This is a genomic window from Photobacterium piscicola (assembly GCF_900166965.1).
Classification (GTDB): domain Bacteria; phylum Pseudomonadota; class Gammaproteobacteria; order Enterobacterales; family Vibrionaceae; genus Photobacterium; species Photobacterium piscicola.
This window is the reverse complement of record NZ_FUZI01000003.1, coordinates 35,088-59,621: the sequence shown is the minus strand read 5'-3', so window position 1 is coordinate 59,621 and position 24,534 is coordinate 35,088. Positions and strand designations below refer to the sequence as shown.

Genomic DNA, 24,534 nt, shown 5'->3' with positions numbered 1-24,534 from the left:
TAAGCAACTGATTTAAATGTTTTTTGTTACACAATCACGCTTCTCATCTCCTACCCTTGTGGTAGCATTTATTCGCTTTATTATTACAACTCTTACCTCTTTTTAGGGTCAAATAAATGAATAAAAAAACAACGTTTCTCACATTAAATGCTATTGCTCTCGCGTTAACCTCTATGAGCTTCACCGCCAACGCTGGTGAAAAGATGGTTAACCCTGAAAATGGCGTTGTCGTTGGTTACTGGCATAACTGGGCTGACGGTCGTGGTTATAAAGCAGGTAATGCTCCCGCTATGAGCCTTAAAGCCACGAACCCAATGTATAATGTGGTTGCTGTTTCTTTTATGAAAGTTTATGACACTGCCGAAGGTCGTATCCCTACTTTTCATTTAGACCCTGCAACAGGTTTAACTGAATCACAATTTATCAACCAAATTAAGCTACTAAACGATCAAGGCCGTGCCGTTATACTGGCACTTGGTGGCGCAGATGCACACGTTGAGCTGCAAAAAGGTGATGAAAATGCTTTTGCCGCTGAAATTATTCGCCTCACTGATGTTTATGGCTTTGATGGTTTAGATATCGATCTTGAGCAAGCGGCGATTGATGCAAAAGATAACCAAACCGTTATTCCAGCAGCACTGCGCATCGTAAAAGATCATTACCGTGAGCAAGGTAAAAACTTCCTTATCACTATGGCTCCTGAGTTCCCATACTTAACTGCTGCGGGTAAATATATTCCTTATATCACCGCTCTTGATGGTTACTACGATTGGATCAACCCTCAGTTTTACAACCAAGGTGGCGACGGTGTTTATGTTGAAGGCCCTGGTTGGATTGCACAAAATAACGATGCACTAAAAGAAGAGTTCATTTATTACATTGCGGATTCATTGGTTAACGGTACGCGTGGCTTTACTACTATTCCACACGACAAATTAGTGTTTGGTATTCCAACTAACATTGATGCCGCGGCAACCGGTTTTATTAAGAATCCTCAAGATCTGTTTAATGCTTTTGTACGTTTAGAAAAACAATCACAGCCTCTTCGTGGTGTGATGACATGGTCTATTAACTGGGATATCGGTACTGATGCTTCAGGTAAAGCATACAACAGCAGCTTTATTGAAACCTATGGTCCATTTGTTCACAGCCAAACTCCACCTGTTGTTCAACCTGAAAAGCCTACTATTGCTGGAATAACAGATACTCGCGTACAGCATAAAACATCATTTGATCCAATGGCTGGTGTAACAGCTAACGATAAAGAAGATGGCAATCTAACCGATTCAATCGCGGTAACGGGTAATGTTGATACTCAACGTGTTGGTGATTATGTGCTGACTTACTCAGTAACAGATTCAAATGACAACGAGACCGTATCACCACGTAAAGTCACTGTCTTTAGCGCCTTTCCTACTTTTGCTGGTGTAGAAAACAGTGTGATTAAAGTGGGTGACATTTTTGACCCAATGGCTGGCGTTTCTGCAACAGATGCTGAAGACGGCGATCTAACAACAAACATTTCTGTTTCTGGCACAGTAAACACAGCTATTGCAGGTTCATATGAACTGATTTACCGCATTACAGACAGTGCAAACCAAACTGTAACTGTAAAACGTGTTGTGGTGGTTAACGATGGTTCTATCGTATGTACGCCAGCATGGAAAGCAGATGCAACTTATGTTGAAGGTGATGTTGTCAGCCATAACAATAAAGAGTGGCAAGCAGGTTGGTGGACACAAGGTCATGAACCGGGTACCACTGGCGAATGGGGTGTATGGCGTGAAGTTGGCGACACAGATTGTGGTGATACAGAGCAACCTGAGCTTGATTTTACTGCGAGTTTAACCGGTATTAATAGCAACTACACCATCACTAATGGTACTGCAAAATTAACCCTTAATTACACCGCAAATAAAGCAGCTTCAGTACAAATCGATGTCATTGATGCAATGGGTTACCCTGTTTCAGGTGGTCAATTTACGGCTAAGGTCGATAACAGCAAAACCATTAATATGGTGCTTGATAATGTTGTTGCTGGCACATACTCATTACGTATGATTGCTGAATCAAACAATGACAGCGTAGAACAACGTGCACATTTCACTTTAGAAGATAAAGGCACAGTTGAGCCACCAGTTACAGATGCACCAGCTTATGAAGCAGGTAAAGCTTACCTTGCAGGTGATAAGGTATTAGCGTCTGATGGCAATATATACCAATGTAAACCATGGCCATACACAGGTTGGTGTGCAAGTGCATCATACGCACCAGCAACAAGCCAATACTGGGCTGATGCTTGGGACAAACTGTAATTATCTAGATAATAACTATGAGTAATTAATAATAAGCCAGCGGTAAGTAAATAACTTATTGCTGGTTTTTTTATGATGACAAAATCAACTTTCTAGCCCTAATACCAATCAATTCATCTGTCCAATAATACCCTTTCATAAGATAAACATGGTTATTTTAACTATGCTTAATTAGAATACCAATTTAGCCTAGATACACTTGATACCATGAATAAAAAACCTGATCGTCAAACGGCAATGCGCCAACTTCTGACTGAGGTTAAGCAGGCATTTCCACTTTATGAACCTGAAACCTTTGTTTGTGGACCTGATAATAAATGTATTGGCTGTCCTAAGAAATTATTAGAACTAGTCGATACCGAAGTTAGTTACTGGGAACATGCAATTGAACGTGGTGTAACGCCACAGTTTGATGAAATTCGCCAGTTTGGAAAGTTATGTAAAAACGTCCGCCGTGGCTTAATGCGAAATAATATAATGACCTAAGGTAGCCGTGCTATAATCCACGGCATTGTTCGTCGGCTATTACTTTAACTTTTAGAGATAGCCGTTATTTGATTTATTTATCTGAGATTCTACATGCCTTTCTCTAAGCTTGGATTAAGCGACGCTATCGTTAAAGCAGTAACCGATATGGGTTACACCACTCCTACGCCGATTCAAGAAAAAGCCATTCCGGTGGCACTAACCGGCAAAAACTTACTTGCAGCAGCACAAACAGGTACCGGTAAAACGGCTAGTTTTGTTCTTCCTATTCTGCAAATGCTTGATGATGGCCAGCAAGTGCGAGCTAAACGCGTTCGTGCATTAATTCTTGCGCCTACACGTGAACTTGCGGTTCAGGTTGAAGCAAATATTGTTCAATACAGCAAACACACCAATTTAACCTCAATGGCAATGTACGGTGGTGTCGATTACGAACCACAAAAACGTCGCCTAATTGAAGGTGTTGATATTTTAGTAGCAACACCTGGTCGTTTATTGGATATGTACACCAAACGTGCTATCCACTTTGATGCGATTGAAATTTTAGTGCTTGATGAAGCTGACCGTATGTTAGATATGGGCTTTATCGAAGATATTAATAAGATCATCGAACGTTTACCGCTTGATCGCCAAAACATGTTGTTCTCAGCGACCTTATCAGCTCAAGTACGTCTTCTTGCAAAAACAGCAGTACGTAATCCGGTTGAGATCAGTGTTGCTAAAGATGAAGCATCACAGCCGAAAATTGATCAATGTCTGATCACTGTTGATAAAGACATGAAGTCTTCTCTATTGAGCTATTTAATTAATGAGCAACAATGGGATCAAGCATTAATCTTCATCGAAACCAAGCACGGTGCCGCTAAATTAGTAAGCCAACTTGAAAAACGTGGTATTGCCGCAGAAGCAATCCACAGTGGTCGTAGCCAAGGTTCTCGTGCGCAAGTATTAGAAGATTTTAAAGCGGGTAAAGTAAAATACTTAATCGCAACAGGCGTTGCTGCTCGTGGTCTTGATATTGATGAGCTAACCCGCGTTGTTAACTATGATCTGCCCTTCCCTCCTGAAGAATATGTTCACCGTATCGGTCGTACTGGTCGTGCAGGCTCTAAAGGTGAAGCGATTTCATTTGTATCACGCGATAACTTCAAAAACTTATGCATGATTGAACGTCTGTTAGGCCACTTAATCGTTCGTAAAGAAATTGAAGGCTTTGTACCAACTAAAGAAGTGCCTATTTCTATTTTAAACTTCAAGCCTAAATACCAAAAGCCTGAAAATGATAATAACAACGGTGACAAGCCACGTCGCAATAGTAAACCGCGAAGCAATGCACCAAGCACTGATAAACCAAAGGCAAAGAAGCCGAAAAACCGCAAGCCAATTACGGATCGTGATACGGGCATTCCACGCGGAACGCGTAAGCCTAAATCCGTTTAACTGATATAAATCGCCATAAGATCTGTTATACAGTTTTATGGCGATATTTTCTAAGACGGGACAGCCATATCTTTTCCAAATCGAAGCAATAACAATTCAACAACATTTTGATATTAGACAGCCATAACTAAAATGGGACAGCCATATCTTTCTAGCATCAAGACCACCACACACTGAGACAATAACAACCAAATACCATTTACTTCGGTTTTTAATGTAACAAAAACCAACCTCACAATAATAAAATACCTTATTTATTGTTTAACAAGATCGCCAAATACCACAATAAACGATTATTGCGGTGATAAGCATCTTTATCAAAAATAGGTTTTTAATTAGGGTGTAATCTTTGACTCGCTACCTTACCTTTACACCAACGGCCACCAAAATGCTGTTGAAACGAACACATTCGCGACCATTTACCACTTACATTGGTATAGTGCTCCATAAAGACATGGCTATTATCTAACCACGCATCTCCATTAACCCCCATTTGTTGTAACAGTTTAGGTTGAGTGGCAGGAATAAAGCCTTTTTTATCATCGCGAATACTACGTCCAGTCCAATCAATCAGCTCTAAGTAATCTTTAAAATCAAATTGTATCCCTACCTGTTTAGCCTGATGTTCAGCACCAACAAAAGGTAATAATCCAATTTTAGAGCGCTTAATTGATGATGAATTTAAGGTTGATTTTTTTGCTATAGACGTTTGATGGCACTCTACTATTCGCTGTTGAATTGAAGTGAAATCAGAATCTTGTAACGATGTTGCGAGCCCTGCTCGAATAGGATTTAAATCAACATACATCATGCAAGAGAGTAATGCTTGTTCGTCTAACAACGCTTGAGATTTAAAACGCCCCTCCCAAAAAGCACCAGTACAATCATCTTCTTTGTTGGCTTTACGTGCAATTTCTTCATTTAAACACCGCATAAACCAGCTAATACTACCTAATCGTGACTGCCATTCTGCAACCAATGTTGATAACGCTTGTTTCTTATCTACACCAACATCACCATTATTAACAAAATCTACCGCAATCGGATGACCATTAAATAACTGTAACCAACGCGAAATAACCTCTTGAGGTGATAATGCCTGCTGTTGTTGTGTATCAATTTTCAAGACTAAATGATAGTGGTTATTCATGACGGCATAGGCGCAAACATCAATACAAAACACCTCAGACAATTGCTTGATTCTATTCACGATCCAGCCACGTCGATGCTGGTAATTCTTACCACTGTACGGATCCTCACCACACAAATAAGCCCGCCTGACACAGCGATTAATAATATGATAATACGGAGTAATTTGAGGTTCGATCAATTTACGTCTTGAGACAGTCATTTCTTCCACCATAAGCAACTTGAAGCTTAAGTGTAGTAGCTTATCGAAAGTCTGCAATGATTTGGCTGTCCCGTTTTTTGTTCGGTATTAAAAGGTATGGCTGTCCTTGCTATTTAGCTGATTTTCAAGACTAAATGATAGTGGTTATTCATGACGGCATAGGCGCAAACATCAATACAAAACACCTCAGACAATTGCTTGATTCTATTCACGATCCAGCCACGTCGATGCTGGTAATTCTTACCACTGTACGGATCCTCACCACACAAATAAGCCCGCCTGACACAGCGATTAATAATATGATAATACGGAGTAATTTGAGGTTCGATCAATTTACGTCTTGAGACAGTCATTTCTTCCACCATAAGCAACTTGAAGCTTAAGTGTAGTAGCTTATCGAAAGTCTGCAATGATTTGGCTGTCCCGTTTTTTGCTCGGTATTAAAAGGTATGGCTGTCCTTGCTATTTAGCTGTCCTTGCTATTTTAAGAGCGCTAACTGAACAGCTTCGAACGCATGAATCTCAGTGGTGTCATATAACGGAATGTCGGTATGTTGTTGCTGAATCAATAACGCTATTTCTGTGCAACCTAAAATCACAGCTTCAGCACCACTTTTATATAATTCATTGATAATGTTTAAATATTTCACTCTAGATTCAGCACTGATGATTCCTTTGCAGAGCTCATCATAAATAACATTATGAACAATAGCTCGACTCTCAGCACTTGGAACAATAACATCAATTTCAAACTTATTCGTTAACCGACTTTTATAAAAATCTTGTTCCATTGTAAAACGAGTACCTAATAACCCAACTTTTTTAACGCCATCACTGACTAATTTTTTCACCGTTGCGTCTGCAATATGAAGAATAGGAATCGATATTTCGGCTTCAATTTCTGAAGCAACTTTATGCATAGTATTAGTACAGATAATTAAAAAATCAGCACCGCCAGCCTCAACCGCTTTTGCTGCCTGTGTAAGAATAACAGCAGTATCATTCCACCGCCCTTGGTGCTGTAATTTTTCAATTTCCTCAAAATTCACACTGTATAAACAAATTTTTGCTGAACTAAGCCCGCCAAGTTCAGCTTTTACGCCTTCATTAATCGCTTTATAGTAACTTGCCGTCGATTCCCAACTCATACCACCTAACATTCCGATTGTTTTCATACTGCACTCCATGCTTTTAAAAATGATATAGAACTGTTATGGCTGTCCTACCTTTACTACCTTTATGCCGACGTATACTCATATAAATTGTTTTGAGAACCGTACAACGCCATTGTTCCTTTAAGCTCAAACCCTATTTTTTGTAATAACCGATTAGAGCCTTCATTATCAAGTAATGTAACCGCTAAGACTGTGTTTAAAGAGTGATCTTTCATTCCGACATTAAGCACAGAAGAAGCCGCCTCAGTTGCGTATCCTTTTTTACAAAACTCGGTCAAAAATGCATAGCCTAAGTCAGGATAATCTAATTCTTCTCTTTTTAATAAACCACAGATCCCAATCGGCGTTGCTGTCTCTTTCAGTAACACTAAATTCAATCCAAAGCCATAATCACGATAGCTGGCTAATGGTCCATTCGTTAAATAATTCACAGCATCCGCATGTGTTCGAACATTTTTATCTGCTATATAACGAATAAACGCTTCTTCATTTAATAACTGTATAATAAATTCAACATCATCTAGCGTTAATTGTCTTATTATTAGTTGTTCTGTTTCAGATATTAGTTTCATCAAATAGGTTCCTAAAAATAGTAATACTGTTCAAACATCTTTTTAACGAACCAATTATTTTTGGTTTAATTGTAACAAGTCCCACTTAGTGCCATATAAGTCTTTAAACACAACAACCGTACCGTATTCTTCTACACGAGGCTCTTCTGTAAATTCAACACCTTGCGCTTGCATAAACTCATAGTCACGCCAGAAATCATTCGTTTGAAGAAACAGAAATACACGGCCACCCGCTTGATGACCAACAGACTTTAATTGCTCATCATTACTTGCTTGTGCGAGAAGTAAATTAGTTCCTGTAGAGTTTGGTGGCGAAATTTGAACCCAACGTTTACCACCGCCTAAATCTGTGTCTTCGATAAGCTCGAACTGCAGTTTCTTAGTATAAAAATCAATCGCATCATCATAGTTTTCAACAACTAAAGCAATGTTACCTATTTTTTGTTCAACAGACTTATTCATAATATTTTCACCACGATTTAAAAACAGAATTTTACCTGATTTCAAACATAAACTCATTGATCATCTAGAAATATACAATCACGTTTAAGAAAAACAATGTATGTATCTTCTCTATAAAATCTAAATGAATTGATAGTTATTATTCAGACTTACGGCCGCCCTAAAATTTGCTAGTTTTCAATTCTAAAACACCTAATTTAGCCAGTCGACTTAGCATTAGTAAAAATAAAAAATATAAAATGCTATCTCAATAAAAAGTAAATGTAGTTATCATATAGAAAATAACTATAGGTTTAATTCAATGAAAAAGATTAGATACCCATTTGATTTGCAAGGTAAAATAACAGTAAACTTCAAGAAAAATTTCAAACCTATTTTTATTGATACTCATAATAATAGCGCTGAGATATCAATTGATGAATTCGCAGTACATTCCTTTAATTATGATTCAGAATCTCGATTATTAAGTGTGTCATTACAAAAGGCTATTAATGCAATATCTAACACTGAAGTTGAAGAATTAATTAATGGCGATGAATTAGAAAACAATATAATTAAGGTGGATTTAGTTTATTGTTTATATAATGCTGCGATTATCAGTTCTCATATCTCTTACCCTTTAGATATTAACTCTTTTATCGAATCTATCTCTGTCTCTAAATACTTCACATTACAGTTAAATTAATCATATAAAACATAAAGATACTCGGAAAACTAACAGTACCGAGTGTCATCAACAATTCGTATTACCCTATCAAAGACTACAACATAAATATCCAGAAACTCTTGATATAATGATATACATTTTTAATATTAATCATTATTTCGACAAATCATCAGATGGCTAAATAAATAGAGATTAAAACATTAATTAATATTTAAGTAATAATAAAAATAAATTGATAAATTTAACTATTATTTGTGATAATTATTTCTTTTCTTTAGAATACTGCACTACATAGAATGATAACCAATAACCATCGCATGGTGATGAATGAAACTTTTAGCGGATATAACAGGTGAAAATTTTTTAGAAATCATTGAAGAATCTGGTGATTCCGTGATTGTTCAATTTATATCTAATGAAGGAAAAACGAAAGGAAAACCTTTTAAAGATTCAATGTACGGCTTATCTTTAGCTGGATGGAAAGAACGTACAACATCAACGGCTATCGGATTAAAAAACTTTAGAGATGGCAACATTCATGATCCACAAGTGAGCTTTGCCTTACATCAGCTATACCCTTTAGGACGAAAAGTAAAATTACCCTCTGGTGATATTGCGACTATTGCAAGTTATGCCAATACCCATGCTGATGGCTATTATATTTACCTAAAAAATGAAGGCAAATTGAAGCGTTTTAAAATCACTCCAGAATGGGAACTACTACCTTCAGAAAAGTTACTTGCACTACCCTATTATCCTGCACCAAAAACACAAAAAGAGATTGATAATATAGATGAATTTGATAGATGGGCTGCCGGATTTTAATATCAAGCATCAGGTAATTCTTTGCCGTATACGATCTCTATATTCATATGTAAAATCAACAATATTATAGCTAATAAAGCACAAACAATACTAAACCAAACAGTGATTTTAACCCCCTTTACTTTATTGCTATTTTTTATTCCTAACGATAAACAACATGAAATCGTTCCAATACCAGTACCATATCTTCGCTTGGCACAATATTGAACGCTGAGCATTCAGTCGCAAAGTAGTGCCAATGCGTTTCACGCCACCATTTTAATGACCGATCACCTTCACCTTCTGCATAAGCAAACTCTGCTGATACTTCGTTATATTTACACGTTTCTACTGAATCAATTTCAATAATACAAATAGGCTCACCGTTCCAATCAACAACCACTTGTAAATGGCCATTAACTGGCATTAACTCTTTTTCTGACACATACCAATAATTAAGGCTACATGTTGCTGTCTTTTGCCCACTTCGAATTAATTCTGCGCACAAATTAGCATTATGTTCATCAGCACAAAAATAGTCTGAACTGAATGATTGGTATTTTTTACGCTCAATTTCAGACAGTGAATTGAGATATTTATTTAAGTAGATTTGAGATTTTTCTTCCATGAAATTTTCTTTATTAATAAAAACGGAAACAAATGAAAAATATATGTTAATAGTTAAAAAATAATATGGATACATCTTTTCTGTAAAATAAGTGCCGATAATTCGACACATATATTATCGATCAAGTTTTAATAATTATTTTTTAACAGAAACAGTCTCATCAACTTCATAATCATTTAAAGAAGGATTAGAGCTGATATTCAACTCAACTAACGGATTCCCAGTTGCCCATAATGCTCTTAATCTAGGATTATGGCTAATATCTAACTTAGTAATTTTATTATCTGTAATATGTAATTTTGTTAATTTAATATTCTTACTTATATCTAATTCAGATAATTGATTATACATTAAGCTTAAGTTATTAAGTTGACCATTATGACTAACATTGATTTGAAACAACTGGTTATCAGTTAACCCGGCTTGAATTAATTCAAGATTGTGGCTAAAGTCTATCTTTTTTAAATTATTTTCTTTTGCCCACAAATACATTAATTTAGTATTTTCTGATAGATTAATATCTTCAATTTTATTAGAAACGATGCTCAGATCTGTTAATTGTGGGTTTTTTGTAAGATCTAACTTAGAAATATGGTTAAAAGAAACATTCAACTCAGTAAGTTGGGAGTTATTATTCAAATTTAAGTTAGCTAGATTTGATTTAGTTATAGATACCGATGTTAGCTCAGTATTTTTACTCAAATCTATGTTCGTCAATTGTGATCCTGATAACCATAACTCCTTAAGAGCAGGAAAATAACTAACTTCATTTGCATGATCTATATTTACCTGACGACACACTAGTTTAGTTATATTTTTCGGATTCATAATTTTTTGCGCTAAAACACAGTTCTTAAAATTATTATCTTCAAATTTAATATTGTTAACATCCAGCATTTCACCTGAAAATGCATTTAAAGATACTACTAAACCACACGTAGCCACTGTAAATAGTTGTTTATAACTGCTCATTTTATACTCTTTATGAAAGAAACCTATATTTATTACCTTGATTGATTACAAGCTAAATATTACTTTCTTATTTTAAAAAATACAATATAAACATAACCTTGTATTTATAACTTCACTTGGTGATTCTAATTATTCACTTCGCCATCTCATGAAGTCATCAATCCTATATTACTAATGCATCTTAATGATTGTTAGGGTAATAGTAGAAAAAACCATATTTATACTCACGCTAAATAGACACCTTATCGCCCTCACAGACATTCACTGTAGAGAATGATGATTATCAGGTCAGATAATCGCGTTAATATTATCTATTTTTGAAATAAAAAGTTATGGGTGTCCTATGTTTCTTTTACTATTGATGGCTATAGTCATGCACTTCGTCGTATTACTCACCATTGAATAAATCCCCCGATACATTAACCACTGATGATCTCAAGCGATACTTTGCTCAACTGATTAAAATCCATTCATCGAGCACCGTTAGAATTGATCGTAATGGATTACGAAAGTTATGAATGTCCTATCCCTTACCATCTCTTACAGCGTGCCAAAATGGCACAAAACTTGTCAGCGTATAATAATTAAACTACAATTCACCTGTGCCACTTTGACACTGAATGGAGATTATTATGGCTACTACATTACCTCGTATTACAGCACGTGTAGATATTGATACACAAGAACTACTATCTCAAGCTGCTGCTATTGCCGGTATGTCTAGCATTAACTCATTTGTGCTTAGTGCTGCTGTAGAAAAAGCAAAAACTATTATGGAGCGTGAACGAACCCTACAACTAAGCCAGCAAGATGCTATGACTTTAATGACTGCGTTAGACCAACCAGCTAAGCCAAATAGCAAGTTACAAAAAGCAGCTTCACGTTATATGGATAAAACTCAATAATGAATACTGTCCAATTAGAAAAAGCTAAACATGACCGAAATCGTTTTGATTGTGGTATTACCGCACTCAATAATTACTTGAAAGTTATGGCAAGCCAACAAGCTAAGAAAGACAATACTCGTACTTTTGTTCTTGAAGATAAGCAATGTCCTGAGCACATTATTGGTTATTACACATTAACAATGACACCGATTGATATTCAGGATTTACCTCCTAAATTACAGAAGAAGCATCACAGTGTAACTTCTGGTGGTTTAATTGCTCGCTTAGCCGTTGACCATAGATACAAAGGTCAAGGTTTCGGTGAATGGCTTTTGATTGATGCGCTTAGAAAACTATTAATGGCAAGTGAAACGGTCGCCTTCCCTGTCATCATTGTTGATGCAAAAGATGGCGCTGAGGATTTCTATGAAAAGTACGGCTTTACCGCATTCAAAGATACTGATAACAAACTGTTTATTACAATTGCAGACATTAGAGCTAGTATCTGTGAATTAATTTAAACCGAGAAGCAGTTAACGCCACCATAACACGTGCTGACGACCAACTTTCAAAACCAATTATACTTCAAACCAAAAACGCCGAATGTTATAAGTATCGTATTGATGCATTTGTTGAACGAAGCCGCTGCGCGGCAGAGTAAAGTAGACAACGATTAAACTACCTTTAATACTCCTTTTAATAGGGTATTAATGATGAATAACGAACAACAACAACGTTCAGATTATCTTTATGAACAACATGTTACCCACCTAACCTTACAAGGTAAACGTCCAGGTACTATTGATGGTTATAGTCGTGCACTTCGTCGCATTACTCACCATTTAGATAAATCGCCTGATACGTTAACCACGAATGATCTCAAGCGATACTTTACTCAATTGATTAAAACCCATTCATGGAGCATCGTCAGAATTGATTGTAGTGGTTTACGAAAGTTGTGGGTGTCCTATGTTTTTCCCTATGTTTTTCCTGACGTTGCCCTCACAACAAAAAGTTGTCCGTTTAACGGCACAACCCTTTTGTCCATGCTGTCAGCATGTCATGCAATTAGCGGGGATTTTTCGACCCAGATAAAAATGTAAAATAATAAGGATAATGGCATTAACGCGTAATAATTAAAGAGGATTTTATTATAAATCAAAGTATTAAAATTATTGGTTCACACCAAGGATAACGCTCGACTTCTTTTCAGTATCACCCTTCATGACATTCGCAATATTTACTTATATAAGGTTTGCTAGGGCTTGTCCAACACTTCGGATAGGTGTCGGCTGCGCGACACATATCCTTATTTGTTATGCAGCTATACCCAACGAAATCACCTTAACGAAATCATTAAGCTTTACTTAACAAGTTAGTTAAGTTAAATTTAAGAGTATTGTTAAGACACCAACTGTCGGAGGATATCATGTCAGGACAATCACCAGATCCGTTAGAGCAAATTATGGCTACTGTTGTTTCCGGTTTTCAACAGACAACAGATGCTATTAGAGAGCTACAACTAAAACAAGAAGCTTTAGAACGTCAACAGCAACAACAAGCCAAAGCTGCATATCAAGGTATGACTGGCTGCGGAAAATCAAGATACGTAGCAGAGTTGGTCGAAATTGAAAAACAAAAGGACCCAACCAATACACGCGGTGCTCAAAAAAGAGTTGCTGATACAATTGGCATTTCATCCGCTCGTGTAACACAACTTCTAAACTCTGATAAAAACCGAAAAAATGGCAAATAAAAGCAGAGGGAATACGTACCATCCGTATTCCCTTTTTGCTGCATAACGCCTGCATAACACGTTTGCTACCATACAAACCATACCTAAATTTACCACTTAATACAGTAAACTCAAAGAAACCCAGAATGCCGAATGTAGCAAATCGTGTTGATGCGATTATTAGGTTTATTCAGATATTGTTTAAGGATATTCCACTCTCATCCAGAATAATATAATCAGAGTTACTCAAACCAGACGCATCATACTTTCCACAAAGTTTAGCCTCATCTGTAAACAACTGAATGTTATCATTTAACGTTAAGCAACATGAGTCAAACTCATCACTTTCTTTGAATTTTTCACCATGGCTTTTATATTTCATTTCATTATACTTTGGCATTAAACTTGAAATTAAAGACCTTTCTACCAAATCGATTACGTCATTAAGTTTAGTTTCTCCTAAGTCGTATTCTTTTGGATTTTGTATTATATTTACAGCATCAACTTCAAAAGCCAATATTAATAACTCTTCACTTAACAGATTTTGTCTATTAATTGGTTCTTCTGAACTTAAAATATTAAGCCTAGCATGATGTCCTTTTGATAGCCTTTCATAGGTTGACTTTGATGTTTTACCTACATAGTGAATAAATAATTTTAGAAAGTCTTTATAATTATCAAAACCAGAAATATAACGCTCCCCTCTGCTTTTATAAAATAAAAGCTGCCAAGCACTAATTTCGATCATTCCTTCTCTGATCATGTTACCAGTATCTTTTTCTTTAATACCGATAACAAAATAGCAATTTGGATCAGAATATGTTTTGAAATTTAACAGCACATCACGACTTAAGATAGCGTCAATATACTCTGGGTAGTTAACTTTAAAAAGGTAAAAAATATCAATATAACCAACAGATTTAAACTCATCATTTGAAATAGTAATTTCAATACCGTTTTCCTGCATCTTAAAGTCAATTCTAGGATACCTAGCTTGAGCTATAGCATATAATTTACTATTTTCTAAAGACGACTTTAAATTATTTCTCTGTTGCTTATTACTAAACTCATTATTAGTAATTGGATGACTAACCAAGCTGAATGAACAGGCTTGCATCTTTCTCATGGGCATCGTTGCCTCCTATATAAACCTAACAACTTATTATATTAACAACTTGCCCGAATTTGTTCTTTGAACCTGTGCCCGTATTTAATTCGTCATTATACAAAAAACATTATAAATCAAAAACATTATTACATTGGTTGCCCGATAGAAGTCACAAAATCGGGCACCTGCCTTTTAGTTTCCACTTTTTTTACTAATACTAATTGCTGTATGTATTAACAGTATAAAAGGTGCGCAATGGCTTCTCTCTTTCTAACTTACATAAAAGAATACATGTATCAAAAAAACTACGCAAAACGTACTGTTGAAAGTTACTTATATTGGATAAAAAACTATATTTTATTCCATGATAAAAAACATCCTGATAAATTAGACAATGATGATGTTGAACAATTTCTGTCTTATTTAGCCTATCAATTACATTCATTAAATAATAATTAATAACGATTCAACACGCTGTAAATAGACTCCCTATCGCGTTAGCAACCTCACTGTAGGGAATGACAAGGTGGGTTTTGTATTCACTCTCAGAATTTTCAGTGAGCGTTTAAAAATATCAAAATATAATAACGCTACAACGTGCTGTAAATAGACTCCCTATCGCGTTAGCAACCTCACTGTAGGGAATGACGGGGTGGGTTTTATATTCACTCTCAGAATTTTCAGTGAACGTTTAAATATATCAAAAAATAATAACACTACAACACGCTATAAATAGATTCCCTATCGCGTTCGTAACCTCACTGTAGGGAATGACGGGGTGGGTCTTATATTTATAATTGGAATTTTCAGTGAGCGTTAAAAAATATCAAAAAATAATAACACTCAACACGCTATAAATAGATTCCCTATCGGCGTTTGTAACCTCACTGTAGGGAATGAAGGATTGTTGTTTTGTGGCTTTAATATCACAACATGCGCTGTTCCTAAACCCTAGTCCCTAATAACCTGTTTCCTATCCCCTTTCTCCCCCCAAAAAAAGCCGACAATGAAGTCGGCTTTAAATAATAATCTATTCGCGATTAATTAAGCGTTAGCTTGTGCCGCTTCAGCCGCAACTGAGCCTTCTTCTGGACGCTTTAATAATGCGTACATCACACCTGTTACTACCGTACCCGCAGCAATAGCGACTAAGTAAAGCAATGCTGGTGAAATTGCGTTTGGAATGAGCAGAACAAACAAGCCACCATGAGGTGCCATTAGTTTTGCACCAAACAACATTGATAATGCACCTGTTAATGCGCCACCAATCATACAGCTTGGAATAACACGCATTGGATCGCGGGCTGCAAATGGGATCGCGCCTTCAGTAATAAAGCACATACCTAATACAAACGAGGCTTTACCTGCTTCATTTTCGCTGGCTGAGAACTTACGCTTCGCAAGGAATGTCGCTAAACCCATACCCATTGCTGGCACCATACCTGCTGCCATTACTGCTGCCATTGGGGCATAGGTTTGTGAAGCTAACAAGCCAACACCAAAGGTATAAGCGGCTTTGTTTACAGGACCACCTAAGTCGAAACACATCATACAACCAAGGATAATACCCAGTAATACCGCGTTGGCTGAACCCATGTTGTTTAAGAATGTGGTTAAGCCTGCCATTGCTGCTGATACTGGACCACCAACGATGTAAATCATTACCAAGCCGGTAATTAAGCTGGCTAATAATGGCACAATCAAAATCGGTTTTAACGCTTCCATTGATTGTGGCAGTTTAATTTTTTCAACCAAGAATTTAGCACTGTAACCGGCAAGGAAACCTGCAACGATACCGCCTAAGAAACCCGCGCCTGTGGTACTAGCTAACATACCGCCAATTAAACCCGGTGCTAAACCTGGGCGATCAGCAATTGAGAATGCGATGAAACCCGCCAATACTGGCACCATTAACGCAAATGCTGAACCACCACCGATGGTCATTAGGGCTGCGGCTAACGTGCCTTCTTGTTTAAAGGCTTCGATACCAAATACAAACGATAAGGCAATGGATAAACCACCAGCTACCACTAATGGCAACATGTAAGATACACCCGTCATTAGGTGTTTATACGGCCCTGCTTTTTCAGTTTTTGTATCTGTGTTTTGAGCGTTAGTATTTCCAGAATGTTGATATACAGTAGCGGTTGCAAAGGCTTTTTCAATTTCTGGTTTGGTTTTCTTGAGCGCTAACCCTGTGCTGGTTTTGTAAAGCTTTTTGCCATTAAATCGGGCTAAGTCTACTTCAATATCGGCAGCGATAATGACTAAATCAGCGGCTGCAATCTCCGCATCTGTTAATTGGTTTTTAGCGCCAACTGAGCCACGGGTTTCAACTTTAATATCATAACCCTGACGCTGACCTTCTTCTGTCAATGCTTCTGCTGCCATAAAGGTATGAGCAACACCCGTTGGGCAAGCGGTGATCGCGACAATTTTCTTAACCGCATTATCGATTTCATCAGCGACAAGTTGAGTGCTGGCTGCTGTTAATAATTGTGCTTGTGTGACAGCGTCTGTTAGCCATGCTTTGGTATTTTCAAAACAAGCTGTGATATCGGCTTGATAAACTTTTTTACCCACAAAGCGTGAGTTATCAATCGCTGTGCCCGTCGCAATGATGATCACTTCAGCGTCATCAATCTGTTGTTGAGTCAGTTCTTTGGTTGGATTAAATGCAGTTTGGCATTCAATGCTTGCTTGCCATTGTAGTTCTGCGGCGGCTTTTTCTAATAAACCCGCTGCGATAATGGTGGTTGCGATGCCGCTAGGACAAGCTGTTACTAATGCTATTTTCATATTTACACCTTGGTCAATGTTGCTTCACATGTTCTTCTGTCGTTAAGCAATGATGTGATTAAGCTCTATGTACTTAAGCTATTGAGTTACAATGACATGTTTAGCAATATCATTAACTTTATTGATATTATCAACACCGACACCCACTTGTGTCACCGCTACTGCTGATAATGCCGTCGCAAATTGTAATGACTGCGCTTTTGAATGTTGATTAAGTTCACCCCAACATAAACCAGCGACTAAAGTATCGCCTGCGCCAACAGTGCTCACGACGTCCATTTTTGGCGGTTGGGCATGTAACCAGCCTTCATGGTTAAGCCACATTACCCCTTTTGCACCGAGTGATACCACCACATTAGCAATGCCTTTCGCTGCGATTTGTTCAGCAACTTCCATGCATTGCTGCTGAGTCTCTAATGCTTTCCCTGCCCATTCAGCCAGTTCTTCATCATTGGGTTTAACCAACCATGGATGAGCATCTAAACCTGCGGCAAGGGCTGATTTACTGCTATCAAACAACACTTTTTTGCCTAATTGATGTAATTTTTCTAACCAATTAGCGCACATATCAGGGGTAATGCCTTGTGGCAAGCTACCAGCAATCACAAACACATCATGGGTGACTGCTAATTCAAATAATGTCTTTTCAAAGGCTAAAATATTGGCCGCAGTAACCGCAACACCAGGGAAATTAATGTCACTTACCTGACCATTTTTTTCGACTAATTTAACGTTAATTCGGCTTGCGCCCGCCACGCGGATAAACTTATCGGTTGCGCCGATTTGCTCAAACAATTGGCAAAAAGGTTCTTGGTTATCAGCACCTAATAAACCCGTTACTGTCACATCAGCACCAAGCTCTGCTAAAACTTTAGCAACGTTCACACCTTTGCCCGCAGGATGAAGACTTCCGCTATCAACCACATTGACGCTGCCTAGCGAAATGGCCGTTAAACTGCCAGTAAGATCTAATGCTGGATTGAGTGTTACCGCAACAACTTTGGGTTTAACAACATGGTGCATAGTTTGTGTCTCTGTATGTAAGGTTGAAATTGTCATTGCTGCGATCCTTATAGTTTTTCGCCTAAGCCATCAGCAATAGCTTGACCGATTGCCGTTAATGCCGCGTCTGCATCACTACCATGTGCGGTAAATTGCAGTTCATTACCGCATTTCACACCAAGGCCAATAACTTTCATTAAACTTTTCGCATTAACGGGCTTACTGTCGCTGGTGATATTAACCACTTGAATATCCGCATCGAATTTCTTGGTGGTATTAACTAACATTGCACCAGGGCGAGCATGTAAACCATGGGGATTACGAATCTTAAAGATTGCTTGATTACCTTCTAAGGCCACTTGCGTCAGTGCGGTTACCATTTCTTGTGCTGAAGATGCTAACCATTGCGCAATCTTGCCTTGATAAATCAAAGATGTGAGGTATTCAAGGTTCGCTTTATGGGCAGTATTATTGGCCGCGATCATGATCATACCCGCCACAGGGTGACCTAATTCTTCAAAAGGCTCTTGAGGTGTTACCACTGCAATCGCGGTACGTTGCACTTGTTTATTACTTTTAACCAGCCATAGCCCTTGACCTAAATAAGTCGGACCTTGATTAATCGCATCAGTGACGGTGGCTGTTTCTGCAAATCCTTGGTATTTAATTAAGCCTGCAGCAACAGCGGTTAACTGTAATAAATCTTGTGCTGGAAATTGCTTTAAAATAAGCTCAGCATTACATTCAGCCTCTTGCTGCTCATCACCACTTAATAAGGTAATGATCGCTTGCTCAGACTCACAATGGCGTAATTTTTCTTCAATACCATCAGCAGATAACACTTTGGTTAACTGTTTTAGAATGCCTAAATGCTCATCCGATTGAGCCGCAATCCCTATTGCAATATAAGCCGTATTATCATTGCCCCATGGCACACCTTGTGGAAAGTGATGAATTTTCACTCCGGTATGGTTAACTAAATCACGGGTTTCAGTCGTACCATGTGGAATCGCAATACCGTTACCTAAATAGGTTGAATTCTGTTGCTCACGGGCAAGCATGCCATTGACATACCCTGTCTGTACTAATCCCGTTGCTTCAAGATCAGCCGCCAACGCTTTAATGGCGTCTTGTTTGTTCGATGCCGTTTGTTGCATCGCAATATCATTTTTAGACAGTGATAACATGTAACTCTCCGATTCAATGCTCTGTGAGATCGTCGCTATTTATAATGCTGTTCATTAAGCTATTGATAAACCCTATTCACTTCATCGCAGTATGTGCTTATCAATAGCTGAATCGTTTCAGCAAAACGGGAAATAAAAAATGTTCACAACGGGTGTTTATCGTTTAACAACACCCTGCTGAAACCTTTCAGCTTGCATACTGAATCGTTTCAGCTAGAATTGCAAACGCTGATAAGTATGCATTAAGTGAATATATGATCAAGCGCACAAACTTATATTTAGTAAATAACAATCAGCCCGATTAAATCTCTGATGCTTTCCCTAACATGAATTCACAACGGATAACGATAATGACATTGGATGAAATCGCAAAACTAGCAGGCGTGTCTCGAACAACGGCAAGTTATGTTATTAACGGTAAAGCAAAACAATATCGTATTAGTGAAAAAACTCAGCTCAAAGTAATGGCTGTTGTTGAAGAACATAACTATCGCCCCGATCATGCTGCGACCTCGCTTCGAGTTGGAAACAGCCATTCACTTGGATTGATCATTCCTGATTTAGAAAACAGCAGTTATGCCAAAATTGCTAAGTTATTAGAGCGTGATGCGCGCAAAGCGGGTTATCAAATGATTATCTCTTGCTCTGATGATGATCCTGCAACCGAAATGAAAGTGGCCGACATGCTGTTAAGCCGTCGAACTGATGCGTTGATTGTTGCCAGTGCCCTTACTTCTGACAACGCATTTTATCGAAAGATTCAAGCTAATGGCGTGCCTGTTATTGCCATTGACCGTGCATTAGACGATGAGTTTTTTATCTCCGTGATCAGTGAAGATTTAGAAGGTGCTTATCAACTGACGCAATCATTGTTGAGTAAGCCAATTAACAGTATTGGCCTTATTGGTGCCGTTGCAGATTTAGGAGTATCGAAAGAACGCCAGCAAGGCTTTACCGCAGCGATTAACCGCCATTCACAGCCGATGACGACTATTATAAGTTATGGGGAACATTTTAGTCAGCAAAATGGGCAACGTATGGTTCAGCAATGGATTGATGATGACTGTTTTCCTGATGCGATATTAGCAACATCCTATACCTTGTTTGAAGGGGTACTGGATTGTTTACTTAAAAATCCACAACTGATGAGTCGTACTTATCTCGCAACATTTGGTGATAACCGCCTATTGGATTTTTTACCCAATAAAATACAGTCGTTACCACAACAATTTGAAGTTATTGCTGATCATGCGCTTACATTGGCACTAAAAGCGATAAACGGAAGTTATGAGCCAAATATTGAGGTTATTCCGCGCCAAGTCATTCATCGTTAATGATATTGCTATTATTCTATTGCGGAATAATAGCAATAATGAAAAAATACTCGATTACACATTATTCTCTCTTTCTATTAGGTTGCTATAGGCTCCACCATGTATTTACGTCTTAAAGCATTATTAATATCGCATGCACAATTTTCTCATGCTTTACGGGTAACATTGGCGATTGCTTTTACGCTTGCCTTTTATGCTGTTGTCCACGTTCCACATTCAATGTGGGGTCCTGTCACCGTGGTTGTGGTTATGATGCAGCCTTATGCAGGAGCCATTGTTTATAAAGGTTTTCAGCGTATTGGGGGCACATTATTAGGCGCAGTGTTGGGGTTATTGACAGTTTTATTCCCCGATAAGCTGGACTACCTGATTCCGGTGTGGATGTTGGCATGGGTATTTTTGCTATCACTAAAATCTTACGGTAAAAATATCTATTTCTTCTTTTTAGCCGTGATGACACTCATTATTGTTTCTTATCAAGGAGACACCGCGCTAGAAGTAAGTGTGGCATTATGGCGCGTTGCCAATATCTTAATTGGTAGTTTAATTGCCATTGCCTTTTCGTTGCTATTACCTATTCGCGCGATAACAAGTTGGAATACCCTGTTTAATCAAAACTTACGTGCATTACGTCAGCTTTACCAAGCACACGCTTCAGCCCACATGCTAAGTATTAAACAACTTAATGCCATGAAACGTGAAGTATTAGAACGCCACATGAAGATGATCATTCTATTACCTAATGTACAAAAAGAAAGGCACAAACTCGCCGGCCATTATCGAACAATCATTACCGTGCAACGTTCATTAATTAGTGTAACTGAACAATTAATTGAAACCCATTGGAGTTCAGATATTAGCCGTCGTCAATTACTGGCTCAGAATGATTTAAAAGTCTATCAGCAGCATATTATTACGATTCTAAGCCAATTAGAACAAGCATCAACGCCGCATGTGGATTTATTAAATATTGAACCATTACCTGATATTGATTTGTTATCAACGATGGCTGAAGAAATTTCCCCGACGGATACAGCGAATGCTCTGGGTATTTACGGTTATTTTTGGCTAACACGTCAGTTTATTGGTCGCCTAGAAGCGTTGATTATTCAATTACGTATTATTAATCAGAAGTAAACGATCCATAATAAAAAAACCAGCGCTATTAAAATCAATAGTCGCTGGTTTTTTATGACTAAATAACAACTACTCTCTCATCATTATGATTAGCAACTAACTGATGATTACAAATAGCCTTAATTAACAAATAACAGTGTTAACTTCATGATCCATCAGCCACCGTTGTAAACGCGGAGCTTGTGAAATTGCATCATAATAAATATCACATTCTTTGGATGCACTGCCCGCAACTGCTAACAACATTTTTAATAGCTGTATCACCGCATCATTTTGAGTATCAACCCGATAATGAAGCTTGGTATTGGCAAAATCTTGTCCTAATGCCAATTGTGCTAATTGCGTAACATCTGCGACAAAACCATCAAAGTAATGAATAAAAGTATCCGCTAGCAATGCATTTGCAGGTACTGAACAAAGCATATGCACTCTTAAGCCATTTGCACCACGACATAAACCTTGTTCAGCCAGTAAATCAATCATGGTTGCCGCTTCACTAAAGGTACGCACAAACGGTACTACCAGTTCAATAGTATCACCACCAACAGCTGCACGAGCCCGCTTAATTGCTTCACATTGTAATGCAAAGCTCACTTTATAATGAACATCAGCATAAAAACTTGCACCGCGTAACCCTAATAAAGGATTAACTTCGGCACTTTCTAATTCAGCACCGAGTAATTGATAGCGACATTCAGCATTAGCCCCTGCTAATTGTACTTTTAATGGTGCAGAGCCTTGCTGTCTCGCTGCTGATATTAATAACTCAGTCAGCAGAGCAACATAATATTCAGCTAATGCGACACTCTGTTGTCCATACTGATCCGCTATTTTTTGTTGTAACGCTTGTTGAGTCACATCAGATAAAAGATTTTGTTGGGTAAAAACTAACGGATGAATACCAACTTCTGTGGCAATAAGATCATCTAAAGAAACTAACCCAATCCCTTCATGGTCTAGCGTCGCTAATTGTTGTGCATTGTGTAACACCGCGGTTGTTGCCAGCATTAATTCGGTTTGTGTTGTCATATTCCACCTCGACCTCCATGTTAAATAGCCTAATGTCTATCCCTTTGCACCAATAAAATAGACCGTTATTGACCTTACTGTGTGTTTAATTTTCAAGCAAGAATAAAACGTTATTTGATAACAATTATTCAACTTCATGAACATATGCTACCAAGTTTATGCTGATGCATAATTGCATGTAAAATCACCCTTTCAGCTAACAATATCCACAATTACTCATTAAAAACCTATTTGTTATCACAAGTTTGGTTTATTCCAGTGCTGATTTGGGCTATCTTAACGGGGTTATTACAGGAATACCAAGGTAGGCAAACTATTATGCCAATGAAAACAGATGAACTTCGCACAATAAGTCTAGGTCGAATGCCGACCCCAGCAGAAGTAGAAACAGCCTCACCAATGACAGATGCTATTGCAGTGCATGTTGATAGTGCACGTAAGCAAGTAGAAGCAATCTTATCAGGTAAAGATTCTCGTCTTTTGGTGATTGTAGGTCCATGTTCAATTCATGACACCGACGCTGCTATGGACTATGCGAAACGCCTTGTTGCTGTACAAGAAACATATAAAGACCAATTATTTATCGTTATGCGTACTTATTTTGAAAAGCCGCGTACTGTTGTTGGTTGGAAAGGTTTAATCTCAGATCCACATTTAGATGGTAGTCTCGATTTGGCTACTGGTTTGCATAAAGCGCGTAAATTATTAATTGATATTAATGCGCTAGGGCTACCCACTGCGACTGAGTTTTTAGATATGATCACCGGTCAATATATTGCTGACCTCATCACATGGGGAGCTATTGGTGCCCGCACCACTGAATCTCAAATCCATCGTGAAATGGCTTCTGCATTATCTTGCCCTGTTGGTTTTAAAAACGGTACCGATGGCAATATTAAAATTGCGATTGATGCTATTCGTGCCACGCGCGCATCTCATTTGTTTTGCTCACCCGATAAGAACGGTCAAATGACTATTTATCGTACTGCCGGCAATCCATATGGTCATATCATTCTTCGTGGTGGCAAAATGCCAAATTATCACCACCAAGATATTGCAACGGCTTGCGAAACATTGGCTGAATTTGAGTTAGCACCAAAGTTAATTGTCGACTTTAGCCATGGTAATTGCCAAAAACAACACAAACGCCAGCTTGATGTTACGGCTGATATTTGTGAGCAAATTCGTAATGGTAGCCAGTCAATTGCAGGCATTATGGCTGAAAGCTTTATTAAAGAAGGTAATCAAGCGGTTATCTGCGGTAAAGAAAACGAGCTTGTTTATGGTCAATCGATAACAGATCCCTGTATTGATTGGAAAGATACATTAGTGATGCTTGATATGCTAGCCAGCGCAATTAAAGATGCCAATGCATAATTTTGCTTTACTATTTTAATACAATAAAAGGAGCATCAATATATTGTCGCTCCTTTCTTCGTATTAA

24 protein-coding genes and 3 pseudogenes are annotated in these 24,534 nt (G+C 37.9%); 15 read left to right on the top strand and 12 right to left on the bottom strand.

Features of this window, described 5'->3' with window-relative positions; genetic code table 11:
* Positions 1 to 116 precede the first annotated feature (116 nt).
* The 3 genes from CZ809_RS09235 (at position 117) to CZ809_RS09225 (ending at position 4,241) form a co-directional block, all read left to right on the top strand.
* On the top strand, positions 117 to 2,315 hold the full coding sequence (locus CZ809_RS09235; protein WP_080157239.1) for an immunoglobulin-like domain-containing protein: 2,199 nt from the start codon (positions 117 to 119) through the stop codon (positions 2,313 to 2,315).
* A 207-nt stretch (positions 2,316 to 2,522) separates the two neighbouring features.
* Positions 2,523 to 2,801: a hypothetical protein gene (locus CZ809_RS09230; RefSeq protein WP_045038647.1), complete on the top strand. Its 279-nt coding sequence runs from the start codon at positions 2,523 to 2,525 to the stop codon at positions 2,799 to 2,801.
* Positions 2,802 to 2,894: 93 nt separating this feature from the next.
* Positions 2,895 to 4,241 (top strand): DEAD/DEAH box helicase, encoded by a 1,347-nt coding sequence (locus tag CZ809_RS09225; RefSeq protein WP_080157238.1) that lies wholly within the window; start codon positions 2,895 to 2,897, stop codon positions 4,239 to 4,241.
* Between the two features lie 331 nt (positions 4,242 to 4,572).
* Here CZ809_RS09225 and CZ809_RS09220 read toward each other — a convergent pair whose 3' ends face one another.
* The 5 genes from CZ809_RS09220 to CZ809_RS09200 all read right to left on the bottom strand — a co-directional run bounded on the left by CZ809_RS09220 (position 4,573) and on the right by CZ809_RS09200 (position 7,801).
* The gene (locus tag CZ809_RS09220) at positions 4,573 to 5,592 is read right to left on the bottom strand and encodes a transposase (protein ID WP_080157237.1); all 1,020 of its coding nucleotides are present in this window, start codon (positions 5,590 to 5,592) and stop codon (positions 4,573 to 4,575) included.
* Between the two features lie 113 nt (positions 5,593 to 5,705).
* Complete coding sequence (locus CZ809_RS09215) at positions 5,706 to 5,945, bottom strand: transposase (RefSeq protein ID WP_210434280.1); 240 nt, start codon at positions 5,943 to 5,945, stop codon at positions 5,706 to 5,708.
* Between the two features lie 126 nt (positions 5,946 to 6,071).
* The gene (locus CZ809_RS09210) at positions 6,072 to 6,767 is read right to left on the bottom strand and encodes an aspartate/glutamate racemase family protein (RefSeq protein WP_080157236.1); all 696 of its coding nucleotides are present in this window, start codon (positions 6,765 to 6,767) and stop codon (positions 6,072 to 6,074) included.
* A gap of 62 nt (positions 6,768 to 6,829) precedes the next feature.
* Positions 6,830 to 7,339: a GNAT family N-acetyltransferase gene (locus tag CZ809_RS09205; RefSeq protein ID WP_080157235.1), complete on the bottom strand. Its 510-nt coding sequence runs from the start codon at positions 7,337 to 7,339 to the stop codon at positions 6,830 to 6,832.
* Between the two features lie 54 nt (positions 7,340 to 7,393).
* Positions 7,394 to 7,801 carry a VOC family protein gene (locus tag CZ809_RS09200; RefSeq protein ID WP_080157762.1) on the bottom strand — a complete coding sequence of 136 codons (408 nt, stop codon included), beginning with the start codon at positions 7,799 to 7,801 and terminating at the stop codon, positions 7,394 to 7,396.
* Positions 7,802 to 8,102: 301 nt separating this feature from the next.
* Here CZ809_RS09200 and CZ809_RS09195 point away from each other — a divergent pair, with 301 nt between their 5' ends.
* The gene (locus tag CZ809_RS09195; RefSeq protein WP_080157234.1) at positions 8,103 to 8,486 is read left to right on the top strand and encodes a hypothetical protein; all 384 of its coding nucleotides are present in this window, start codon (positions 8,103 to 8,105) and stop codon (positions 8,484 to 8,486) included.
* 309 nt (positions 8,487 to 8,795) lie between these two features.
* Positions 8,796 to 9,293: a hypothetical protein gene (locus CZ809_RS09190; protein WP_080157233.1), complete on the top strand. Its 498-nt coding sequence runs from the start codon at positions 8,796 to 8,798 to the stop codon at positions 9,291 to 9,293.
* A 142-nt stretch (positions 9,294 to 9,435) separates the two neighbouring features.
* On the opposite strand, the gene CZ809_RS09185 is transcribed toward CZ809_RS09190, so the two are convergent.
* Positions 9,436 to 9,900 (bottom strand): ASCH domain-containing protein, encoded by a 465-nt coding sequence (locus CZ809_RS09185; protein WP_080157232.1) that lies wholly within the window; start codon positions 9,898 to 9,900, stop codon positions 9,436 to 9,438.
* A 135-nt stretch (positions 9,901 to 10,035) separates the two neighbouring features.
* The gene (locus CZ809_RS09180) at positions 10,036 to 10,872 is read right to left on the bottom strand and encodes a leucine-rich repeat domain-containing protein (RefSeq protein WP_080157231.1); all 837 of its coding nucleotides are present in this window, start codon (positions 10,870 to 10,872) and stop codon (positions 10,036 to 10,038) included.
* A gap of 354 nt (positions 10,873 to 11,226) precedes the next feature.
* Here CZ809_RS09180 and CZ809_RS21380 point away from each other — a divergent pair.
* From CZ809_RS21380 to CZ809_RS21015, 6 genes and pseudogenes are all read left to right on the top strand, one after another.
* Positions 11,227 to 11,381 (top strand): annotated as a pseudogene (locus CZ809_RS21380) (phage integrase N-terminal SAM-like domain-containing protein); the annotation flags it as partial.
* A 123-nt stretch (positions 11,382 to 11,504) separates the two neighbouring features.
* Positions 11,505 to 11,777, top strand: a complete 273-nt coding sequence (locus CZ809_RS09175) for a type II toxin-antitoxin system TacA family antitoxin (RefSeq protein ID WP_080157230.1) — start codon at positions 11,505 to 11,507, stop codon at positions 11,775 to 11,777.
* Positions 11,774 to 12,280: a GNAT family N-acetyltransferase gene (locus tag CZ809_RS09170; protein ID WP_210434282.1), complete on the top strand. Its 507-nt coding sequence runs from the start codon at positions 11,774 to 11,776 to the stop codon at positions 12,278 to 12,280. Before CZ809_RS09175 ends, CZ809_RS09170 begins: the two co-directional genes overlap by 4 nt.
* Before the next feature lie 189 nt (positions 12,281 to 12,469).
* Positions 12,470 to 12,700 (top strand): annotated as a pseudogene (locus tag CZ809_RS21595) (phage integrase N-terminal SAM-like domain-containing protein); the annotation flags it as partial.
* A gap of 46 nt (positions 12,701 to 12,746) precedes the next feature.
* Positions 12,747 to 12,854, top strand: a pseudogene (locus CZ809_RS21590) (IS91 family transposase); the annotation flags it as partial.
* A gap of 334 nt (positions 12,855 to 13,188) precedes the next feature.
* A complete protein-coding gene (locus CZ809_RS21015; protein ID WP_144396182.1) occupies positions 13,189 to 13,515 on the top strand; it encodes a hypothetical protein in 327 nt (108 codons plus the stop codon).
* 169 nt (positions 13,516 to 13,684) lie between these two features.
* Here the strand turns inward: CZ809_RS21015 and CZ809_RS09155 are convergent, their stop codons facing one another.
* On the bottom strand, positions 13,685 to 14,620 hold the full coding sequence (locus CZ809_RS09155; protein WP_144396181.1) for a hypothetical protein: 936 nt from the start codon (positions 14,618 to 14,620) through the stop codon (positions 13,685 to 13,687).
* A 237-nt stretch (positions 14,621 to 14,857) separates the two neighbouring features.
* Between CZ809_RS09155 and CZ809_RS09150 the strand changes: the two genes are divergently transcribed.
* Positions 14,858 to 15,061, top strand: coding sequence for a phage integrase N-terminal SAM-like domain-containing protein (locus CZ809_RS09150; RefSeq protein ID WP_080157225.1), 204 nt, complete (start codon positions 14,858 to 14,860; stop codon positions 15,059 to 15,061).
* A gap of 585 nt (positions 15,062 to 15,646) precedes the next feature.
* On the opposite strand, the gene fruA is transcribed toward CZ809_RS09150, so the two are convergent.
* The 3 genes from fruA to fruB form a co-directional block, all read right to left on the bottom strand.
* Entirely contained in the window at positions 15,647 to 17,401 is a 1,755-nt protein-coding gene (gene fruA, locus CZ809_RS09145) for a PTS fructose transporter subunit IIBC (protein ID WP_080157224.1), read from the bottom strand.
* A 78-nt stretch (positions 17,402 to 17,479) separates the two neighbouring features.
* Entirely contained in the window at positions 17,480 to 18,424 is a 945-nt protein-coding gene (gene pfkB, locus CZ809_RS09140) for a 1-phosphofructokinase (protein WP_080157761.1), read from the bottom strand.
* Positions 18,425 to 18,471: 47 nt separating this feature from the next.
* Positions 18,472 to 19,590 carry a fused PTS fructose transporter subunit IIA/HPr protein gene (fruB, locus tag CZ809_RS09135; protein WP_080157223.1) on the bottom strand — a complete coding sequence of 373 codons (1,119 nt, stop codon included), beginning with the start codon at positions 19,588 to 19,590 and terminating at the stop codon, positions 18,472 to 18,474.
* A gap of 350 nt (positions 19,591 to 19,940) precedes the next feature.
* On the opposite strand from fruB, the gene cra reads away from it, so the two are divergent.
* Both cra and CZ809_RS09125 read left to right on the top strand, forming a co-directional pair.
* Positions 19,941 to 20,924 carry a catabolite repressor/activator gene (gene cra / locus CZ809_RS09130; RefSeq protein ID WP_080157222.1) on the top strand — a complete coding sequence of 328 codons (984 nt, stop codon included), beginning with the start codon at positions 19,941 to 19,943 and terminating at the stop codon, positions 20,922 to 20,924.
* Between the two features lie 99 nt (positions 20,925 to 21,023).
* Positions 21,024 to 22,061, top strand: a complete 1,038-nt coding sequence (locus CZ809_RS09125) for an FUSC family protein (protein WP_080157221.1) — start codon at positions 21,024 to 21,026, stop codon at positions 22,059 to 22,061.
* 123 nt (positions 22,062 to 22,184) lie between these two features.
* Here the strand turns inward: CZ809_RS09125 and CZ809_RS09120 are convergent, their stop codons facing one another.
* Complete coding sequence (locus CZ809_RS09120) at positions 22,185 to 23,090, bottom strand: putative PEP-binding protein (RefSeq protein WP_080157220.1); 906 nt, start codon at positions 23,088 to 23,090, stop codon at positions 22,185 to 22,187.
* Positions 23,091 to 23,408: 318 nt separating this feature from the next.
* Here CZ809_RS09120 and CZ809_RS09115 point away from each other — a divergent pair, with 318 nt between their 5' ends.
* Entirely contained in the window at positions 23,409 to 24,467 is a 1,059-nt protein-coding gene (locus tag CZ809_RS09115) for a 3-deoxy-7-phosphoheptulonate synthase (protein ID WP_080157219.1), read from the top strand.
* Positions 24,468 to 24,534 lie beyond the last annotated feature (67 nt).

Bases quoted from the DNA above. Each gene is read 5' to 3' on its own strand.
- CZ809_RS09235 (WP_080157239.1), top strand. From the start codon at position 117: ATGAATAAAAAAACAACGTTTCTCACATTAAATGCTATTGCTCTCGCG.
- CZ809_RS09230 (WP_045038647.1), top strand. From the start codon at position 2,523: ATGAATAAAAAACCTGATCGTCAAACGGCAATGCGCCAACTTCTGACT.
- CZ809_RS09225 (WP_080157238.1), top strand. From the start codon at position 2,895: ATGCCTTTCTCTAAGCTTGGATTAAGCGACGCTATCGTTAAAGCAGTA.
- CZ809_RS09220 (WP_080157237.1), bottom strand. From the start codon at position 5,592: ATGACTGTCTCAAGACGTAAATTGATCGAACCTCAAATTACTCCGTAT.
- CZ809_RS09215 (WP_210434280.1), bottom strand. From the start codon at position 5,945: ATGACTGTCTCAAGACGTAAATTGATCGAACCTCAAATTACTCCGTAT.
- CZ809_RS09210 (WP_080157236.1), bottom strand. From the start codon at position 6,767: ATGAAAACAATCGGAATGTTAGGTGGTATGAGTTGGGAATCGACGGCA.
- CZ809_RS09205 (WP_080157235.1), bottom strand. From the start codon at position 7,339: ATGAAACTAATATCTGAAACAGAACAACTAATAATAAGACAATTAACG.
- CZ809_RS09200 (WP_080157762.1), bottom strand. From the start codon at position 7,801: ATGAATAAGTCTGTTGAACAAAAAATAGGTAACATTGCTTTAGTTGTT.
- CZ809_RS09195 (WP_080157234.1), top strand. From the start codon at position 8,103: ATGAAAAAGATTAGATACCCATTTGATTTGCAAGGTAAAATAACAGTA.
- CZ809_RS09190 (WP_080157233.1), top strand. From the start codon at position 8,796: ATGAAACTTTTAGCGGATATAACAGGTGAAAATTTTTTAGAAATCATT.
- CZ809_RS09185 (WP_080157232.1), bottom strand. From the start codon at position 9,900: ATGGAAGAAAAATCTCAAATCTACTTAAATAAATATCTCAATTCACTG.
- CZ809_RS09180 (WP_080157231.1), bottom strand. From the start codon at position 10,872: ATGAGCAGTTATAAACAACTATTTACAGTGGCTACGTGTGGTTTAGTA.
- CZ809_RS09175 (WP_080157230.1), top strand. From the start codon at position 11,505: ATGGCTACTACATTACCTCGTATTACAGCACGTGTAGATATTGATACA.
- CZ809_RS21015 (WP_144396182.1), top strand. From the start codon at position 13,189: ATGTCAGGACAATCACCAGATCCGTTAGAGCAAATTATGGCTACTGTT.
- CZ809_RS09155 (WP_144396181.1), bottom strand. From the start codon at position 14,620: ATGAGAAAGATGCAAGCCTGTTCATTCAGCTTGGTTAGTCATCCAATT.
- CZ809_RS09150 (WP_080157225.1), top strand. From the start codon at position 14,858: ATGGCTTCTCTCTTTCTAACTTACATAAAAGAATACATGTATCAAAAA.
- fruA (WP_080157224.1), bottom strand. From the start codon at position 17,401: ATGAAAATAGCATTAGTAACAGCTTGTCCTAGCGGCATCGCAACCACC.
- pfkB (WP_080157761.1), bottom strand. From the start codon at position 18,424: ATGCACCATGTTGTTAAACCCAAAGTTGTTGCGGTAACACTCAATCCA.
- fruB (WP_080157223.1), bottom strand. From the start codon at position 19,590: ATGTTATCACTGTCTAAAAATGATATTGCGATGCAACAAACGGCATCG.
- cra (WP_080157222.1), top strand. From the start codon at position 19,941: ATGACATTGGATGAAATCGCAAAACTAGCAGGCGTGTCTCGAACAACG.
- CZ809_RS09125 (WP_080157221.1), top strand. From the start codon at position 21,024: ATGTATTTACGTCTTAAAGCATTATTAATATCGCATGCACAATTTTCT.
- CZ809_RS09120 (WP_080157220.1), bottom strand. From the start codon at position 23,090: ATGACAACACAAACCGAATTAATGCTGGCAACAACCGCGGTGTTACAC.
- CZ809_RS09115 (WP_080157219.1), top strand. From the start codon at position 23,409: ATGCCAATGAAAACAGATGAACTTCGCACAATAAGTCTAGGTCGAATG.